Source organism: Halomonas citrativorans, assembly GCF_014898005.1.
GTDB lineage: Bacteria > Pseudomonadota > Gammaproteobacteria > Pseudomonadales > Halomonadaceae > Vreelandella > Vreelandella citrativorans.
In genome coordinates this window covers 26,286-43,824 of sequence record NZ_JABUYX010000016.1, presented here as the reverse complement: position 1 = coordinate 43,824, position 17,539 = coordinate 26,286, and the positions used below count along the sequence as shown (strand labels likewise).

Here is a 17,539-nt window from a genome sequence, read left to right as displayed (position 1 = left end):
CGGTTGCTCCTTTCGTGCCTGCTTATTCTCCTCCCGCTACCCTCATGCCGTGTTGTCTGATAATTTCAGACGTATCTACTAAGCCTTCGTTAAAAGGATAGCTGCCTATGTTTACCGGCCTGAGTGCATTTCCATTAACGCCCATGAATGAGCAGGGGATTCGTGAAAACGAGTTTTCCCGTTTAGTGGAACGTTTGGCCGAGGCGCGGGTGGACTCTATCGGCGTGCTGGGTTCAACCGGAAGCTATGTGTATCTCAACCGAGAGGAGCGGGCGCGCGTTACTCAACTGGCGATAGAAAGCGCGGGCGATATACCCGTGATTATCGGCATTGGTGCAATGCGCACACGCGATGTGTTGGCGCTTGCCGAAGATGCTCAGAAAGTGGGCGCTAGCGGCGTGTTGCTGGCGCCCGTTTCCTATCAAACGCTGACCGATGACGAAGTGTTCAGTCACTATGAAACGGTCTGCCGTTCATTAAGCGTGCCGCTGTGTGTGTACGATAATCCGGGTACGACTCACTTTACATTCAGCGATGAGCTGCATGGGCGTATTGCCCAGTTGCCTCAGGTACGCTCGATTAAGATTCCACCGGTCAGCATGAATCCCAACGCCGCTCGCGAGCGGGTTGATCGGTTGCGTGCTTTGATTCCGGAAGATGTCACCTTGGGGATAAGTGGCGACGTCGTCGCGGCCACCGGCCTAACGGCAGGGTGCGATAGTTGGTATTCCGTGCTGGGCGGGTTATTTCCTGAAACGGCGCTGGCGATAACGCGATCAGCCCAGGCGGGTGACTTTAAAACGGCGCTGAGGCTTTCTGATCAGCTAGAACCTTTCTGGGCGCTGTACCGTGAATACGGAGGAAGCTTACGGGTTATCGCCACCGCCGCCGAGATCCTTGGCAAGGTCAGCACGCCTTGCTTGCCGCTGCCGCTAAACACGTTCCAAGGCAGTCAGCGCGCAAGAGTCGAGCAGGTGATTGAAGAGCTCGAACTACGTTAGGCGAAAGCATCAAAACGTCCAGTAAACGCTGGGCAAATGCGTATTTAACGCGTTACTCGACAAGCTCAATCAACCTATCCGGATAGTCGGTAAACAAGCCGTTCACGCCCCAGCCGATGAGCTGCTGCATGTGATCGGTATCGTTCACCGTGTAGATGTGTACCGCCAAGCCGTTATCCTGAGCCTGACGGATGAATGCTTCGTCGATCACCTGCTCGCCTTCATAACGGTAATTCGACCCTAAGCCTACTGCGTAATTGGCCACGGCTTGAAAGTGCTCGTCGGTGATGTCCTGCGCTCCAGGCGTGGTACCTCTCCACTCCACCAGACGTTCACTGTCCTCTGTGCTGGGGGAGTACCATACCAACTGAATCAGTGGGATATCGTCGTTCAGTTCGTGAATCTTGAGCAGGCTCTCCTGCTCAAACGACTGGATCAACACGCGTCCGGTGTTGATCATATCAAAAGCTTCCAGGCGCTTAACAAGCGCCGCTTCAACGCCTGGATTCAACTGGGGCGACTTGGTTTCCAGGTAGTAGCGGGCGTTCTGACCAAAACGGCTGAAAACCTCTTCAAGCGTTAATATCTCGGCACCCATAAACGCCTCATCCGCCAAGTCAGGATAAGCGTCGTTAAACCAGGCGCCCGCATCCAGGTTCTTGAGTTCGGCAAGCGTATGATCGTTGATGCGGCCTTCGCCGTTGCTGGTGCGCTCAAGGGTATTATCGTGAAAGGCCACCAATTCGCCATCGGCGGTCATCTGAATATCCAATTCCAGATAGTCCGCTTCCCATTCATGGGCCAACTCCAGTGCCGCCATGCTGCTTTCCGGGGCATGGCCGCTTGCACCGCGATGCGCAATCACCTGAAACGACGCTAGATCTTTTAGCTGTTGCTCCAGTGGAGACGTTTCTGCTAATGCAGTCGGGGCGGTAATGAAAGCGAAAAGGCCTAGAGAAAGGGATGTTTTTAGTGAATAGCGTGGCATTAGGCTTCCTTTTTTAAGGATGGGTTATGACCCTACCCGTTTTAATAAGCGATGCCAAACGGGGGTGACTACTTATCGAGTAACAGAATAAAAGGAGCTGTAGCATGAAAAATAATCTAAATATCTTAATGTTGTAGAGCGTCAGGCTTTTGATAAAAGAACGGTAAAGCGCCTAAATTAACTCGAAGAAACCTGCCAAAACCGAGGGCTTAACTCAATGATGTTTCAAGAAGTTCAGGAAGGTTGAGTACCGCACGTAAAATGGCTTCTTCGCTCTGTGCTAAATGTTCAAGCATAAGCTTTGCTGCTTGCTCACCTTGCCCAGTATTAAGTGCCTCTAAAATATGTGTGTGATCATCGCTCCAATCCTTTTTACCTTGGCCGTACACCATGCTGACGTAAGCAATTCGCATATGATCATCTGATAGTTCTTCAAGCAGTCGCGTTAAACGTTGGTTGCCTGCCACTTGAGCAATCAAGCAGTGAAACTGGTGATTAGCATATGAATAAGCGATCATTTGAGCAGGGTTTTCATGATCATAAGTAGCTTTGCAGCAATGGCGCAGCTGTTCGAGAGTTTTGCTATCCAGGTGACCAGCAGCCATGCGACAAAGCTCAGGCTCTACAAGTCGACGTATATGATAGCTGTCGCGAATGCTCTTGATGGTAATGGAAGCAACTGTATAGCCAAGACGCCCCTGATTAATAATTAACCCCTGTTGGGCTAGGCGTGCCAAGGCATGGCGAATAGCTGCTTTACCAATTGGGTAATGTTCTGTTAGCCAAGCCTCGGTAATTGAGGCACCTGGCTTCAAATGACAAGAAATAATATCGTGTTTTAACGTTTCGAAAGCTTGAGTATTGAGACTGATTTTATGAGTAGTTGCCATGAAACTGTTCCGTGTTAACCGCAAGGCGGTGCTCAATGTTAACGTTGAGCACCGCCTCATTCTAGCATCTACCTAAGGAGGCTTGTTGGTTGCTTAAAGTATTGATAGCAGAACAAACGTGGTCATAATGGCAGCGCCACAGATAAGCGTCCACATCACACAATAGCCCATGATGTCACGCGCCGACAGGCCTGCTACACCAAGCAAGGTAGCGCCCAGAAAGGCTGCATCTGATTGGTCCAGGCATCTCCCCAGGTAAAAGCCATAATCGTTTGCGGGATGTCAGCACCCAGTCGTTGGGCGGCCTCCAGCATAATGGGCCCCTGAATAGCCCATTGCCCCCCGCCAGACGGAATGAAAATATTGACGATACCGGCCGAGATAAAGGTAATAATCGGAAAGGTATGTACATTGGCAATATCGACGAACCAGGTTGCCATGCTATCAGCCAGACCTGAGACTTTGACCATTCCCGCGATACCTGCGTAAAGAGGGAATTGAAGAATAATACCACGGCACGCTAGAATACCTTCCTTGACCGCTGCCCCGAGACTTGCCGGGCTGGGTTGCAATATGAGGCCGATGGAAAGAAAGATCAGAATCACTAAGTTGAGATTGAGTGTAAAACCTAATTGATGAAAATTGACCGCCAAATAGCCAATCGGTAATAGGGCGAGAATCAGATTGGGCAGCCGGTTGTGTTCAAGTTTCTCGACCCAAGGCATTCCTCGTGTATCGACTTTTTCGACGGTGTTGTTGAGCGGCTCTCCCTTATATTGCTTTATTTCGCTAGCTTCTGGTTTAACGCGGGAGAACACAAAGTACAGAAGGCCCAGAAGTACTAGGGAAAGGGCGATGTTCCACCAGGCATAGAGGGTTTCGGTGATAGGAATAATACCCACCACATCCTGCATAAAGTTGCCTTCTGAGGCCATCAATAACGGGATCGATGCCGTTGTGCCGCGAATAATCTCCCCCGAATAGGCGGCGGCTACCGCCAGAGGAAAGTGCAGTCCAGGCACTCTGCGAGCCATCTCGCGGGCCAAAAAGGCCCCAACGATCATGCCGAAACCCCAGTTGATGTAGAACGTTACCATTGAAACAACGGCGACAAGACCAGCAGCCTGGCCCGCTGTTTTAGGCACAGAGGCAAGCCGGTCGATCATGCGAGCGATGATCGGTGTTTTTGCCATGACGAAGCCCGTCAGTAATATCAACGACATTTGCATGGCAAATTGGTAAAGGTTCGAAAACCCATCGCCCCAGCCATTTAACATGGTATGAGCGCTTTGTCCTTCGAGCAGCATACCCATTAAAAAAACTGCAACGCTAAGGGCAATGGCCAAGAGCAGTGCATTAGGTAGGCAGGTTTGAACAAACTTCAGACAAAGCCGTGTCAACGTTTGCATATAAAGACCCTATTCGTTTGTTTTATGAAGTGTTATGGCTGAGCGCTCTAAACAACGATTATTTTTAGGGTGCCCTCAACCTAGTGAGAGCACGTCTTTAGTGTTTTATGAGCGGGGCATGATCGGAAGCTCGATAGCCGACGCATGCAAAGCATTTCGGTGAATATCAATCGTGGGTATGACACCGTCCGGAATACGTGAAAAATGATCGCTGTCGGCTAACGCAATAGCGATACGCAACCGATGGCCTGCTTTGAAAAGCCAGGATGTAGGCAACAAATCAAACGCAATTTCGCTGCATTCGCCAGGAATCAGATAACGAGCATCACGTTCGTTGAAACTATGATTTGGCCCAATGGCTGGCAGGTTAGGATGGCTTTCCGCAATGCGCCGATGTAGCGCTCGGAATACCCCTTCAGTGACATAAGCGGCGCGACCATTCTCATCGATATCCTCGATATAGACGAACAGAGCGCAATCTTGTGTATCGCTTTGCAGGTTCAGCCGGATAACCGGGTGGCCGGTTAGCTCCATATTGGCTGTCAGCGTGTCGGTGGTATAGCACAGCATTCGCTCATCACGACCATGCCAATCCGCATAGTAGTGTTCAACGTTCTGAGCATAGAGCCGGTTATAGCGAGACTGATTGCCCGTTCCGCAGCGATAATCGCCTACGTAACGATCACTACCGTGCAGGGCGTTAGGGGCTGCCTCGCTAAGCTTATGTCCTTCCTGAAAATAGAGCGTCCGCCATTGGGTACTTGCAGGCGGCCACTCGGAAGCTGATTTCCAGCGTTCTTCGCCAACGGTGTAGTAATGCACTGGAAGTTCGTTGCGTAAACCGGTGTCCAAATCCATCAAGTGTTCGTCGAAGAAACGCAGTGTTTCCGACAAGGCTTTGGACTGCGGTTGCGGCTCGTGTCGGTAAGGGCTGGATCCTGAACGGCCACCATGATCCCAAGCCCCCAGCATTAGGCGCTTTTTCGGATTTTGCTGCCACTCATAGCGAAGCGCGGCACCGCGAGCATAGTGGCCATCCATCCAACCCGAGATGGTATACACCGCTGTTTGATGGTCCGCTTTGCGATTGGCATAGTAATAGGGGCTGATAATGGCAGAGCTAAAGTCCGGGTCGGTATGCAGGGGGCGGTCACGAAACGGGAACTGATGAACAAAGTCCGCCATATCAAAGTTAGCCGTATGGTCTTCAAGCGCAGCCTTTAACTGGCGGCCATTGGTATCACCATCGACAGGGGCAGGGCCGTCATAGTGCTCCCCTTTGAAATACGGGAATTTGTCTCGATCCTCGGCCGCATTGTCATCTAGCGCATCCATCAGGTTGCCGTACTCTTTCACCAAGCGGCGGCACATTACCCCGCCTGGGTAGAGCTGGTTCGACCAAGTATCCCATACCGATGAGTGAGGCACGATTGCCTTGACCGCTGGGTGTGCCCAAGAGGCTGTAAAGTCGGCAGCAGCTCCCAGATACGAGATGCCGGTTATACCAATAGCGCCGTTACACCAATCCTGCTGGCTAACCCAATCAATAATTTCCAGGTAATCCCCACGTTCCTTGGGCGAACGAAGCCCCGTACGAACCCCAAACGATGCGCCGCTACCACGCACATCTACCGCGGCAAGGGCGTAGCCCCGAGAAAGAAGCAAGGACCTAAAAACGGCGATATTGGGGCAATCTTCAACACCTTCTGGCGCGCCCGGTTTTAGCTTCATGCGTCGATAATAGGGCGTGAAAAAAGCGATCACTGGGAAGCGATTATCATCTTCCTGAATGCCTGGCAAGTGGATATCAATAGCGATATCGATGCCGTCACGCATTGTGAGATAGCGCGATATCAGGCGCTGCCCCTCATAGCTTGGAGATCGCTTTTCCAGCCAGGATTCAGGCTTAAATAGAGGTGTATTCGCCATGCCTAAGGCTCCGTTTTTATGTTTAGTATTTTTGAGATGTTGTATTTATTATTTTGACATGTCAAATAAATGATTTTGAAATTTTTATCAGCTGCTACTGATGAATTAACGCAATTGTACGAGCGCTAGTGGAAAGGGGAGAGACGGTCTATTAAGCAGGAAAATATAGGCTGAAGGTTTTTTATTAAGCTTTAACAATCTGTTAGAAGGAGGGCGAGTATTGGCGGCGGGCAATACTCATTTAAGCGAAAGAGTGCTACGTCTGATAAGGAGGTGGTGAAAAAGGGTGGCGAGATTAAATATTATTAACGCTGACATGCTATGTATCTTGGCGAAAGAGCATGCTTTATAGAATCTCAGCTTCAGCGTTATTTAGGGGGGCTGGGCGCTAAGGCGGTTAATTAACATCTGTGCTTCTTTGCGGGAGGTCAGTCTCACAAACTGAATATGCTGATAGTGTAGGTTCACCATAAAATTCATCATCCGGCGTGCCTTGCCAGTCAGCGCGCCAGAAAAGCGGGTCAAGCTGAATATGGGGAATGCCCAGAACATGGGATAATTGCTGGGAGAGCGTGCTTTTACCGCTGCCGCTGCTACCGACGACATTGATTTTCATGATGAAGCCCTTTTTAAGCGGCGCGCCAGTTTACGAAGGTAGAGAGCGCTGGACAAACCTGCATCGCTTTTGGTATCCCGCTCGTTGTAAGGTATACGTTATTGGTCGTTTGACGAATATGGAGACGCAAATGCGGTAAATAAGAGCGAAAACGTAAGGCGATGCGCTATTACCTTACATTATTACCTTTCTTCAATTAACAAGGAGCGCAGCGTGGATACGTTGACTTGGCTGACCTATGTGGGCGTCATCTTTGCCTTGATTATTTTTCCAGGGCCGGTGGCGCTGCTTTGTACAAGCCACGGGCTCAAGTTTGGCCGAAAGCATACGACTGCGACCGTGCTGGGCGGTGCCTTGTCTTCATTGGTCCTGATGATGGTTTCTTCGCTGGGGTTGGGCGCCATTCTGGCCGCTTCGGAAAGTGCCTTTTATATCCTGAAGCTGGTCGGCGGGGCGTATCTCATCTACCTGGGTATCGCGGCCTGGCGGGATTCATCGGGAATCGATATTCAGAGTCCCTCAGCTGCTGGCAATCAGCGTGTACCGATGAAAACCCTCTTTCGGCGTGGTTTTATGGTAGGCATCAGCAATCCCAAGGATCTGTTGTTCTTCGCTGCGCTCTTTCCCAACTTTATCGATGTCAGCCAGCCGCAGCTGATTCAGTTCGTGATACTGGCCGTGACCTGGCTGGTGATCGATTTTACCCTGATGTCGACCTACGCAGGACTTGGCTCCAGCATTAGCCGCTGGTTTCAAAGCCCGCGCCGCTACAAGCGCTTCAATCGCGCCACCGGCGGCCTGTTTATCGCCGCCGGGGGAACGTTAATGGCGTCCAACCAGTAAAGAGGCGTTATTAATCCTGCTGCTTATACATTGACGCCCTTCATACCTTCTGCGGTATAGCGATCACCGACGACCGGCAGGCGCTCGGTGGCCGCTTCCAGCTGCTGCTGTTCCTCGGTGGTCAGCGTTATCTGCGTGGCGGCTGTATTCTCCTCAAGGTAGCGCAGCTGTTTGGTTCCGGGAATTGGAACTATGTTGGAGCCTTTAGATAGCAGCCAAGCTAGTGACAGCTGGGCGGGCGTGCAGCCTTTTTGCGTGGCCAACTCAGCGACCACATCCGCCAATCGACGGTTAGCGTCTAAGGCTATTTCACTAAAACGCGGCAGGTTAGGGCGAAAATCCCCTTCGCTGAAATCCGCTGACGCCTGAAACCTGCCGGTTAAAAACCCTCGGCCAAGCGGCGAATAGGGCACAAAGCCAACCCCCAATTCATTACACGCAGGCAGTACTGTTTGTTCAACGTCGCGGGTCCAGAGTGAATATTCGGTTTGTACGGCGGTAATCGGATGAACCGAATGTGCCCGGCGTAGCGTGTCCGCGCTAACCTCACACAGCCCAATACGCGCAATCTTGCCTGCCTTAACCAGCTGTACTAGGCCTTCCATTGTCTCTTCAACGGGTTCATCGGGATTAAGGCGATGTACATAATAAAGGTCAATTTTCTCAACACCCAGCCGCCGTAGTGATGCCTCGCAGGCGGTACAGGCGTAGTCGGCGCTGTTGTTCAAGCTGCGCTTATACTCACCGGGGGTGCGCACAATGCCAAACTTGGTCGCGATCTGAATATTGGATGACCGGCTCGCTAGAAAACGGCCCAGCAACTCCTCATTATGGTGCGGCCCGTACATATCCGCGGTATCGAAGAAATCGATACCCAGCTCTACGGCGCGCGCAAGCACCCGCAGCGACTTACTGTCATCGCGGGGGCCGTAAAATTCGCTCATGCCCATGCAGCCCAGACCAATGGCAGAAACAGACAGGTCAGTACCCAGCGTGCGTTTTTCCATGGTGTCTCTCCTTAAGTCGCCAATAGGTAGTTATTGAGTTATTGAGTAATGGAAAGACAGCGTGGCATTATCCATTAATGAAAAAAATGAACGATATAGGTAAAGAGATTTCCGATTTTGAAAAACACATGCCACGTGGCTGGGTGTGGGACGATACGCGTACCTTTTTAGCGGTAGCCCGCCACGGCACGCTAAGCGGCGCAGCAGCGGAGCTGCATTTAGGCATCGCCACGCTTTCCCGACGTATCGAACGGCTTGAGCAAGCGTTGCATTTGCCGCTTTTTGTACGCCAGCAGTCGGGCTATCAGCTAACCGAAGAGGGGGCTGGGCTAATCGAAAAGGCTGAAGCGCTGGAAGCTGCCGCAGCTGCATTCACTACCGGCGTTTCCCAGCAGGCGCAGATGACCGGACGGGTACGCTTGGCCACCGCAGAAAACCTGGCCACCGAACTTATTTTGCCCGCTTTACCCGAGTTTCGCAGGCAGTACCCCGGTATTACGCTGGAGCTTGTCACGGATATTACTACCGTTAACCTGCACCGTCGCGATGCTGATCTAGCCATCAGAATGGTCAAGCCCGAGCGGGGGCATGTCACGCTTCGCCGGATTGGTACATTGGGCTACGGGCTTTACGGTAGCGTTGATTACGTCGCGCAGCGTAAGTCCAGCCCCGATGCTGGCGACTATGATTCTGATGCCTTTATCACTTGGGGCGAAATGCAGTCACACCTGCCTGCCGCGCAGTGGAGCGAGCGAATTTTGCAGGGGCGGGAGCCTGCTTTAACTACCACCTCGGTATCGACCCAAGTAGCAGCCGCCAAAGCCGGGCTTGGATTGGCTGTACTGCCTCATTTTGTAGCGCTGAATGCTGGGCTTGTTTGTGTGACTTCAGCGCTTGGTGCTGATCAGCCTATTTACCTTGTTATCCAAACTGACGTGACTCAATCAGGCCGGATTCGTGCCGTAGCAGATTTTATGGCTGATCTGGTTACCAGGAATCGCACATGCTTGAGTGGATCATAGCCATGGAGAATGCTTATGGTTAGCACATGGTCATGGAACACATCCACAACGTCTGGAGCCAGGTCATCCCTCTCTGGAAAAGCGAGAATGTTAGTCTCGAAAGCGTTATGGCGGCCTGGAATGACACCGGCCCATTTGATGCAACTGGCTCCTGTTTCAGGCAATGGCGTTGCTTTTTTGCATGCACGGTTATAGCCGTTAAAAACTCATATTTAAAATAAGAATATAAAATAGTTTTTTTATGCTTTTTTGTGGATTTTGAATGCTCTAATATAGCCACCCTTTTTACGCTGGACCATAGGCAGGGCCTGCGTTGGCCCGTTAGCGATTGATAGGGAAGCCACCATGGGTGAGCAAATGAGCGAGCAACAAGGCGCGCACTTCAAGCGCAGCATGCAGACGCGCCACTTGGTAATGCTCTCGTTAGGGGGCGTGATTGGCACCGGGCTGTTTTTAAGTTCCGGCTATACCGTGCAGCAGGCAGGGCCGACTGGGGCCGTGCTGGCCTATCTGGTAGGTGGCATTGTTGCCTGGTTGGTGATGATGTGTCTGGGAGAGCTTGCCGTACACATGCCGGATTCCGGTGCCTTCAGTGCCCACGCTAGCCGCTATATTGGCCCTGGCACTGGCTATATGGTGGCTTGGATGTACTGGCTCACCTGGACGGTGGCGCTGGGGTCGGAGTTTACCGCGGCAGCGGTGTTTATGGGACGCTGGTTTCCGGATATCCCCGGCTGGTACTGGAGCGGGCTGTTCGCAGCCATTGTGTTTGGCGTGAATGCGTTTACCTCACGCTTCTTTGCCGAGTCCGAGTTCTGGCTGTCGTTGATCAAGGTAATCGCGGTGGTGGTGTTTGTGATCGTCGGGGCAGGCGCGATTATTGGCTGGGTGCCGCTGCAGGACTCAAGCGGCGCTGCGGTGGCATCGCCGGGGCTTTCGGCCTTTTGGGGCGAGGGCGCCATGTCGCCGAGCCTGTTGACCATCGGCACTACGTTACTGGCGGTGATGTTTGCGTTTTCCGGCACGGAGCTTATTGGCATTGCCGCCGGGGAAACCGTGGACCCGGCGCGCAATGTGCCCAAGGCGATCCGCGCCACGCTGTGGCGGCTGATTCTCTTTTTTGTGGGTACCATCATCGTGATTGCGGCATTGCTGCCTCAAAGCCAGGCCGGGCTTAGCCAAAGCCCCTTCGTCGCGGTATTCCAGCGGTTGGGCGTGCCCGGGGCGGCGGACATCATGAACTTTGTGATCATCACCGCGCTGCTCTCGGCGGCCAACTCCGGGCTTTATGCCTCATCACGCATGCTTTGGACGCTTTCAGATCAAGGCACTTTGCCCAAGTCGCTGGGTCGGCTTAACAAGCGCGGCATCCCGATGAATGCACTGCTGCTCAGCATGATCGGCGGCTTCGGCGCGCTGTTTTCAAGCGTGTATGCACCGGAAACGGTCTACCTGGTACTGGTCTCGATTTCTGGCTTGGCCGTGGTAGTGGTGTGGATGGCGATTGCGCTCAGTCAGCTCAACTTCCGCCGCCAGTATCTGCGCGAAGGCGGGCGGCTTGAAGACCTGGTCTACCGCACGCCGTTCTACCCTTGGGTGCCGCTGGTCGCATTTGCGGCCTGTTTGGCGGCGTGCATCGGCATTGCGTTTGATCCGCAGCAGCGCGTGGCGCTCTACTTCGGGGTGCCGTTCATTGGCCTGTGTTACCTGGTGCATTTTCTGCACCATCGTAAGGCCGTTCAATCTCCTATCCACCTGGATACCGCCGCTGAGGAGAAAAGAGTATGAGTGAAACAAATCCGATCAAAGCCTTGCTGGCGGACGCTCCCTTTATGGTGATTGACGGGGCGCTTGCCACTGAGCTGGAAGCGCTGGGCTGCGATCTCAACGATAGCCTGTGGTCGGCGCGTCTGCTGGCCCAGGCGCCGGAGAAGATTCGCGAGGTGCATCAGGCGTATTTCGAAGCCGGTGCCGACTGCGCCATTACCGCCAGCTACCAGGCCACGGTGCCCGGTTTTATGCAGGCGGGAATGACCGCCCAGCAGGCGCGGGAGCTGATTCAGCGGTCGGTCACGTTGGCGCAGCAGGCGCGCGATGCGGTGTGGCAGCCGGGGCAAACCGACCGCCCCAAGCCGCTGGTGGCCGCATCCGTTGGCCCCTATGGCGCTTATCTAGCAGATGGCAGCGAGTACCGCGGCGGCTATGATCTGGATCGTGCCGGGCTGGTTGAGTTTCATCGCGAGCGTTTCGAGCTGCTGCTGGCCTCGGGCGCTGATCTGTTGGCAGCAGAAACCCTGCCCTCACTAGAGGAGGCGCTGGCAATCACTGATTTGTTGGCTGAACATCCGGGCGCTCAGGCCTGGATTACCTTCTCGGCCAAGGATGGCGAACACATCAGCGATGGAACGCCGATTGAGGCATGTGCCGCAGCACTGGCCAACTGCCCGGGCGTGGCAGCGATTGGCATAAACTGCACCGCGCTTGCGCATATCGAGTCATTGGTCGCGGCGATCAAACGCCAGTGTGACCTGCCTGTGCTGGTGTACCCCAACTCGGGCGAGCTGTATAACGCGGCGACCAAAACCTGGCACCCGGCACCGTGTGATCACACCGCCACGGGGCCTTCTGGCTTGGCCCAAGGGGTGGAGCAGTGGTTGGCAGCAGGGGCTGCGGGTATCGGTGGCTGCTGCCGTACAACACCTGATGATATTCGGGCACTGGCCCAGTGGCGGCAGTCGCTTTAGTTGGCGTGGGGGCTGGGCTTTTCCCGCGTTAAAAGTGTGAAGCGCCCAACTCCCGCTTAAGCCACTCGGCCAACTGCTCACTGCGCTGGCGGTTGTGATGGCGGGGTAGCCACAGGCAGAGCTTGGCGGGGGTTTCGATAAATCCCCAGGGCGCGGTGAGTCGTCCGCTCTTCAGGTCATCTTCGACCAGCAGTTTTGGCGCGATCGCCGCGCCTAAGCCTGCCACGGCGGCTTCGATTAAATAGTAGAGATGATCGAACCCCTGGCCTTTACCCAAAGCCTCTTCAAGAGTCGCCAGTTCAAGCCCTTGGGCGCGGCCCCATTGTGGCCAGGCCTGGGGGCGAGAAGCGGTGTGTAAAAGCTTGCTGGAAAAAAGCGTATCCGGCTGCGCTGGGTCGAGCTTCGCTTCCAAGTGAGGGCTTGCCACCGCGCAAATCTGCTCGGCCATTAGCTCGACGACGTCTACCTCCGCAGGCCAGGGCGGCTCGGAAAAGGCCAGGGTAGCACTGATATTTTCCTGCTTGGCGGGCAGTTCACTTTCGCTCACTACGACCTGCAATTTGAGCTGGGGCAGGTCGCGCTGCAGACGGTCCAGCCTGGGAATCAACCAGCGCGCCAGCAGGCTGCCGGGGCAGGCCAGGGTGAAGGGCGCTTCTTCCACATCACGCTTGAGATCCGCGCAACTATCACGCAGGCGGGTAAACGCTTCGCCAATGCCGTGATAAAGCCGCTCGCCGTGGTGAGTCAGCTCAATGCCACGGCCCGCTTTAGCAAAAAGCGCCACACCAAAATGTTCATCCAAGCTACGCAGCTGGCGACTAACGGCACCGTGGGTCACGCTTAGCTCATCGGCTGCGGCCGTCACGCTGCCTAGCCGGGCGGTGGCTTCAAAGGCGCGCAGGGCGCTTAAGGGGGGCATACTTTGTTGCATCAACGGTTGACTCCAGCTCACATATTGATGACATCTTATCGATTTTTATCTCCGCCTGCTTGCGCTACTTTCAATGCAACTGCTACTCCGCTTTGAGAGGTCATCATGAACCAACCTGCGATCCAGCCTGATATTAACGGCCTGTTTGGCCAATTCGGCGGCCGCTTTGTTGCCGAAACGCTAATGCCGCTGATTCTTGAGCTGCAAGCCGAATACGACGCTGCCAAAGACGATCCCGAATTTCAGCGCCAGCTCGCCTATTTTCAGAGCGACTACGTAGGGCGCCCCAACCCGCTCTATTTTGCCGAGCGGCTGACCGAGCATTTTGGCGGAGCGAAGATTTTTCTCAAGCGTGAAGAGCTTAACCATACTGGCGCGCACAAGATTAATAACTGTATCGGCCAAGTGTTGCTGGCCAAACGCATGGGCAAAAAGCGCATCATCGCTGAGACCGGCGCCGGTATGCACGGCGTGGCTACGGCCACGGTGGCGGCGCGGTTTGGTTTGTCCTGCGTGATTTACATGGGCTCAACGGATATCGAGCGCCAGCAGCCTAACGTATTTCGCATGAAGTTGCTGGGCGCTGAAGTGATCCCGGTTACTTCCGGCACCGGTACGCTGAAAGATGCCATGAACGAAGCGCTGCGCGACTGGGTCACCAACGTGGATGACACCTTCTACATCATCGGCACTGTGGCTGGGCCGCACCCGTATCCCGCCATGGTACGTGACTTCCAGGCGGTGATTGGTCACGAAACCCGCGCGCAAATGCAGGAAAAAGAGGGCCGCCTGCCGGATTCGCTAGTGGCTTGTATTGGTGGCGGCTCCAACGCCATGGGACTGTTCCACCCATTCCTGAACGATGCCTCAGTCGAGATGATTGGCGTTGAAGCAGGCGGCAAAGGCGTTGAAAGCGGCCAGCATGCGGCAAGCCTGAACGGCGGTGCGCCGGGCGTGCTTCACGGCAACCGCACCTATCTGTTGCAGGATGAGGACGGCCAGATTATTGATGCCCATTCGATTTCGGCGGGCCTGGATTACCCCGGCATCGGCCCGGAACACGCGTGGTTGCACGAGCAGGGGCGCGTTGAATATGTATCGGCCACCGACGATGAAGCGCTTGAAGCCTTTCAGACGTGCTGCCGTCTGGAGGGGATCATCCCCGCCCTTGAAACGGCCCACGCGTTGGCCGAAGTCGCCAAGCGGGCACCGAAACTCCCCAGCGACCACCTGATGGTGGTTAACCTGAGCGGGCGCGGTGACAAAGACATGATGAGCGTAGCCCACTACCTGGGAGAGAAATTCAAATGAGCGCATCTGTTCAAAAGAGCGAATCTATTTACCAGGGCGCACATAAGGAGACTGCCATGAATCCCAACTCGCGTCTTGCAGCACGCTTTGCCGCGCTCAAAACCGAAAACCGCCCGGCGCTGGTGAGTTATCTCACCGCGGGCGACCCAGATATGGCGACATCGCAACGCATTCTTGAGGGCCTGCCCGCTGCCGGTGTGGACGTGATTGAGCTGGGCATGCCGTTCAGCGACCCCATGGCCGATGGCCCCGCGATCCAAAAAGCCGCGCTGCGCGCCCTAAAAGAAGGCCAGACCCAAGCTAAAACGCTGGAGATGGTGCGTACCTTTCGCGAAAAAGATACCACTACGCCCATCGTGCTAATGGGCTACTACAACCCCATTTACCGCTATGGCGTAGAGCGCTTCTTAACTGATGCCGCTAGCGCCGGCGTAGATGGCCTGATTGTGGTCGACCTGCCCCCGGAGCACGACGACGAGCTTTGCCAGCCCGCCGCCCAGCACGGCATCGACTTTATCCGCCTGGCCACGCCCACCACGGATACCAAGCGCCTACCCAAAGTGCTGAGTAACGCCTCCGGGTTTATCTACTACGTTTCGGTGGCAGGCGTTACTGGCGGCAGCGCACCCACGCCTGAAAAACTTGAGCGCTCAGTCAGCCAGCTACGCGAACACACCCAGCTTCCCATCGCGGTCGGCTTTGGTATTCGCACCCCGGAACAGGCCGCGATTATTGGCCGATTCAGCGATGCGGTAGTGGTTGGCTCCGCGTTGGTAGATTGCATCGAGCACGCCGCAACGCCTGATGAAGCTGTCAACGGAGTGCATGACCTTGCCCGTGGCCTGGCTGAAAGCGTTAGGGGGTGCCGCGAGCTGGGCGAGCCGCAAGTCAGTTAAAACAAGCTAATTAAAACCAGGTTGTTTAAACCAGGTCATTAAGAAACGGTTAAACGATGCCGCCATTGGAGCGCAGGGTTTGGCCGTTAATCCAGCCGCCTTCAGGCGAGGCGAGAAAAGCCACGACGCTTGCGATATCGTCCGGTTGGCCGAGTCGCTCCAGTGGCGGCATCTTGGCCATCCGCTCGACCAGTTCGTCAGATTTACCCTCAAGAAACAGATCTGTCGCGGTAGGGCCGGGCGCCACGGCATTGACGGTGATCGAGCGGCCACGCAGCTCTTTGGCAAGAATCGCGGTTAAGGTCTCAATGGCGGCTTTGGTGGCGGCGTAGATCGAATAGGTTTCAAGTTTCAACCCGACAACGCTAGTCGATAGGTTAATAATCCGGCCACCGTCGCTCAGGCGGTTGGCCGCTTCGCGCATGGTATTGATCGAGCCTTTCAGATTGGTATCAATCTGAGTATCCACCGCGTTCTCCTCCATCTGCGCAAGCGGTGCAAGCTTCATAATGCCCGCATTATTGACCAGCACAGCAATGCGCCCCCACTGCGTTTCAAGAGTGTCAAAAAGCTGACGCACCGCTTGGGCATCGGCTATATCAGCTTGAATAGCCTGCGCTTTACCACCCGCCGACTCAATCTCTTGAACCACGTGGTCAGCGGCTTCTGCATTGCCTGCGTAGTTGACGATCACCGTAAAGCCATCGCGCGCCAGCTGTTTGGAAATAGCCGCCCCAATCCCCCGGGAACCACCTGTTACAAGCGCAATTTTCTGTTCTGCCATCGTTTTTCTCCTTCTGCGTAGGGAATTGGTGAATACCTGACGTATGCAGCATAAAAGACAAAGCGTGCTCTATAATCAGGCTTAACCTGTCATCACTCTTCGGAAACCGTGAACAATGGACCGACTTGATACGATGCACGCGTTTACGCGTATCGTCGAAAGGCGAAGCTTTACTCACGCCGCGCAAGACCTGAGTATTTCCCGCTCAACGCTGACCGAGGCCATCAAAACATTGGAGGCACGCCTTGGCGTAAGGCTGTTGCAACGTACCACGCGCTCGGTGCACCCAACGCGGGATGGCGACGCTTACTATCACCGCTGTTTGAGTATTTTGGCCCAGGTTGAGGAGGCGGAAGGCGCGCTAGTGAATGCCAAACCCAAAGGCGTACTGCGGGTAGACGTTCACGGCACGCTAGCCCGCCATTTTATATTGCCGAAGCTACCCGCGTTTCTTAACACCTACCCAGCTTTGGAGCTTCACATGAGCGAGGGTGATCGTCTGGTCGATCTAGTAGGTGAGGGCATCGACTGCGCATTGCGCGTCGGTATGCCCCAGGACAGCGATATGCACTCCCGGCGAATCACCACACTTGATGAAGTCACGGTCGCCTCGCCCGGATACCTGGCCAAGTACGGAATGCTGCATTCAGTGGCCGAGCTTGGCGGGCACACGATGGTGGGCTTTCACTCCAGCCGTGCAGGCCAGACGCTGCCTCTTGAGTTCACTAATGGCGGAAAAGTTGAATATGTAACGTTGCCTGCCAACGTGACCACGAGTGCGGCAGAAAGCTATTACGCGGCCGCGCGACTAGGGCTCGGCATCATTCAGGTGCCCCGTTACCACGCAGAAGATGATCTACGAACTGGCCAGTTGATCGAAGTCCTGCCCTCCAGTCCGCCCACAGGATCACCCGTTTCCATTCTGTACCCAAGCAACCGTCAGTTATCCTCCCGCGTGCGAGTATTTATCGACTGGGTGGTCAGCGTGTTTGATGAAGGTGATGAGCTTGCCAAACTTGTGGAAGAGCGCCGAGGTGAAAAAGATAAAGCGGTGACGGTGTCGCTGGATAATCTATAAACTATGGGGCTGCCTGAATCTATGGTTGTACCTGTTGGGATAAGCGTTTGCCTAATTGTTTCTGCTTCTTATATCAGGTCGTTTGATAAT

General features: G+C 54.5%; 16 protein-coding genes. 8 read left to right on the top strand and 8 right to left on the bottom strand.

All coding sequences use genetic code 11. The features are described from left to right. Window positions 1-107 precede the first annotated feature (107 nt). Window positions 108-1,001 (top strand): dihydrodipicolinate synthase family protein, encoded by an 894-nt coding sequence (locus INT20_RS13365; RefSeq protein ID WP_193053948.1) that lies wholly within the window; start codon window positions 108-110, stop codon window positions 999-1,001. Between the two features lie 52 nt (window positions 1,002-1,053). Here INT20_RS13365 and INT20_RS13360 read toward each other — a convergent pair whose 3' ends face one another. The 5 genes from INT20_RS13360 to INT20_RS13340 form a co-directional block, all read right to left on the bottom strand. Continuing rightward, window positions 1,054-1,989, bottom strand: a complete 936-nt coding sequence (locus tag INT20_RS13360; protein ID WP_193053947.1) for a glycerophosphodiester phosphodiesterase — start codon at window positions 1,987-1,989, stop codon at window positions 1,054-1,056. Window positions 1,990-2,198: 209 nt separating this feature from the next. Then, window positions 2,199-2,879, bottom strand: a complete 681-nt coding sequence (locus INT20_RS13355) for a GntR family transcriptional regulator (RefSeq protein ID WP_193053946.1) — start codon at window positions 2,877-2,879, stop codon at window positions 2,199-2,201. 194 nt (window positions 2,880-3,073) lie between these two features. Next, window positions 3,074-4,288: a short-chain fatty acid transporter gene (locus INT20_RS13350; protein WP_264299234.1), complete on the bottom strand. Its 1,215-nt coding sequence runs from the start codon at window positions 4,286-4,288 to the stop codon at window positions 3,074-3,076. A 105-nt stretch (window positions 4,289-4,393) separates the two neighbouring features. Continuing rightward, a complete protein-coding gene (locus INT20_RS13345; protein ID WP_193053944.1) occupies window positions 4,394-6,217 on the bottom strand; it encodes a CocE/NonD family hydrolase in 1,824 nt (607 codons plus the stop codon). 397 nt (window positions 6,218-6,614) lie between these two features. Then, window positions 6,615-6,833, bottom strand: coding sequence for a P-loop NTPase family protein (locus tag INT20_RS13340; RefSeq protein WP_226912174.1), 219 nt, complete (start codon window positions 6,831-6,833; stop codon window positions 6,615-6,617). A 213-nt stretch (window positions 6,834-7,046) separates the two neighbouring features. Between INT20_RS13340 and INT20_RS13335 the strand changes: the two genes are divergently transcribed. After that, entirely contained in the window at window positions 7,047-7,676 is a 630-nt protein-coding gene (locus tag INT20_RS13335; RefSeq protein WP_193053943.1) for a LysE family translocator, read from the top strand. A gap of 23 nt (window positions 7,677-7,699) precedes the next feature. On the opposite strand, the gene INT20_RS13330 is transcribed toward INT20_RS13335, so the two are convergent. Beyond that, the gene (locus INT20_RS13330) at window positions 7,700-8,683 is read right to left on the bottom strand and encodes an aldo/keto reductase (RefSeq protein ID WP_193057093.1); all 984 of its coding nucleotides are present in this window, start codon (window positions 8,681-8,683) and stop codon (window positions 7,700-7,702) included. An 86-nt stretch (window positions 8,684-8,769) separates the two neighbouring features. On the opposite strand from INT20_RS13330, the gene INT20_RS13325 reads away from it, so the two are divergent. From INT20_RS13325 to mmuM, 3 genes are all read left to right on the top strand, one after another. After that, complete coding sequence (locus INT20_RS13325) at window positions 8,770-9,705, top strand: LysR family transcriptional regulator (protein WP_319022136.1); 936 nt, start codon at window positions 8,770-8,772, stop codon at window positions 9,703-9,705. A 345-nt stretch (window positions 9,706-10,050) separates the two neighbouring features. Next, a complete protein-coding gene (locus tag INT20_RS13320) occupies window positions 10,051-11,493 on the top strand; it encodes an amino acid permease (protein WP_193057092.1) in 1,443 nt (480 codons plus the stop codon). After that, entirely contained in the window at window positions 11,490-12,449 is a 960-nt protein-coding gene (mmuM, locus tag INT20_RS13315) for a homocysteine S-methyltransferase (protein ID WP_193057091.1), read from the top strand. The genes INT20_RS13320 and mmuM overlap by 4 nt, the downstream gene beginning before the upstream one ends. 28 nt (window positions 12,450-12,477) lie before the next feature. Here mmuM and INT20_RS13310 read toward each other — a convergent pair whose 3' ends face one another. Then, window positions 12,478-13,380: a LysR family transcriptional regulator gene (locus INT20_RS13310; protein ID WP_193057090.1), complete on the bottom strand. Its 903-nt coding sequence runs from the start codon at window positions 13,378-13,380 to the stop codon at window positions 12,478-12,480. 105 nt (window positions 13,381-13,485) lie between these two features. Between INT20_RS13310 and trpB the strand changes: the two genes are divergently transcribed. Together trpB and trpA are read left to right on the top strand one after the other, a co-directional pair. Continuing rightward, a complete protein-coding gene (trpB, locus tag INT20_RS13305; RefSeq protein WP_193053938.1) occupies window positions 13,486-14,691 on the top strand; it encodes a tryptophan synthase subunit beta in 1,206 nt (401 codons plus the stop codon). Window positions 14,692-14,747: 56 nt separating this feature from the next. Beyond that, window positions 14,748-15,587, top strand: a complete 840-nt coding sequence (trpA, locus tag INT20_RS13300; protein ID WP_193057089.1) for a tryptophan synthase subunit alpha — start codon at window positions 14,748-14,750, stop codon at window positions 15,585-15,587. A 49-nt stretch (window positions 15,588-15,636) separates the two neighbouring features. Here the strand turns inward: trpA and INT20_RS13295 are convergent, their stop codons facing one another. Beyond that, window positions 15,637-16,371, bottom strand: a complete 735-nt coding sequence (locus INT20_RS13295; protein WP_193057088.1) for an SDR family oxidoreductase — start codon at window positions 16,369-16,371, stop codon at window positions 15,637-15,639. Between the two features lie 115 nt (window positions 16,372-16,486). Between INT20_RS13295 and INT20_RS13290 the strand changes: the two genes are divergently transcribed. Then, entirely contained in the window at window positions 16,487-17,449 is a 963-nt protein-coding gene (locus tag INT20_RS13290) for a LysR family transcriptional regulator (RefSeq protein WP_193057087.1), read from the top strand. Window positions 17,450-17,539: the final 90 nt, after the last annotated feature.

Excerpts from the sequence above, each read along its gene's own strand:
- INT20_RS13365 (WP_193053948.1), top strand. The coding sequence starts at position 108 with ATGTTTACCGGCCTGAGTGCATTTCCATTAACGCCCATGAATGAGCAG.
- INT20_RS13360 (WP_193053947.1), bottom strand. The coding sequence starts at position 1,989 with ATGCCACGCTATTCACTAAAAACATCCCTTTCTCTAGGCCTTTTCGCT.
- INT20_RS13355 (WP_193053946.1), bottom strand. The coding sequence starts at position 2,879 with ATGGCAACTACTCATAAAATCAGTCTCAATACTCAAGCTTTCGAAACG.
- INT20_RS13350 (WP_264299234.1), bottom strand. The coding sequence starts at position 4,288 with ATGCAAACGTTGACACGGCTTTGTCTGAAGTTTGTTCAAACCTGCCTA.
- INT20_RS13345 (WP_193053944.1), bottom strand. The coding sequence starts at position 6,217 with ATGGCGAATACACCTCTATTTAAGCCTGAATCCTGGCTGGAAAAGCGA.
- INT20_RS13340 (WP_226912174.1), bottom strand. The coding sequence starts at position 6,833 with ATGAAAATCAATGTCGTCGGTAGCAGCGGCAGCGGTAAAAGCACGCTC.
- INT20_RS13330 (WP_193057093.1), bottom strand. The coding sequence starts at position 8,683 with ATGGAAAAACGCACGCTGGGTACTGACCTGTCTGTTTCTGCCATTGGT.
- INT20_RS13325 (WP_319022136.1), top strand. The coding sequence starts at position 8,770 with ATGAACGATATAGGTAAAGAGATTTCCGATTTTGAAAAACACATGCCA.
- INT20_RS13320 (WP_193057092.1), top strand. The coding sequence starts at position 10,051 with ATGGGTGAGCAAATGAGCGAGCAACAAGGCGCGCACTTCAAGCGCAGC.
- mmuM (WP_193057091.1), top strand. The coding sequence starts at position 11,490 with ATGAGTGAAACAAATCCGATCAAAGCCTTGCTGGCGGACGCTCCCTTT.
- INT20_RS13310 (WP_193057090.1), bottom strand. The coding sequence starts at position 13,380 with ATGCAACAAAGTATGCCCCCCTTAAGCGCCCTGCGCGCCTTTGAAGCC.
- trpB (WP_193053938.1), top strand. The coding sequence starts at position 13,486 with ATGAACCAACCTGCGATCCAGCCTGATATTAACGGCCTGTTTGGCCAA.
- trpA (WP_193057089.1), top strand. The coding sequence starts at position 14,748 with ATGAATCCCAACTCGCGTCTTGCAGCACGCTTTGCCGCGCTCAAAACC.
- INT20_RS13295 (WP_193057088.1), bottom strand. The coding sequence starts at position 16,371 with ATGGCAGAACAGAAAATTGCGCTTGTAACAGGTGGTTCCCGGGGGATT.
- INT20_RS13290 (WP_193057087.1), top strand. The coding sequence starts at position 16,487 with ATGGACCGACTTGATACGATGCACGCGTTTACGCGTATCGTCGAAAGG.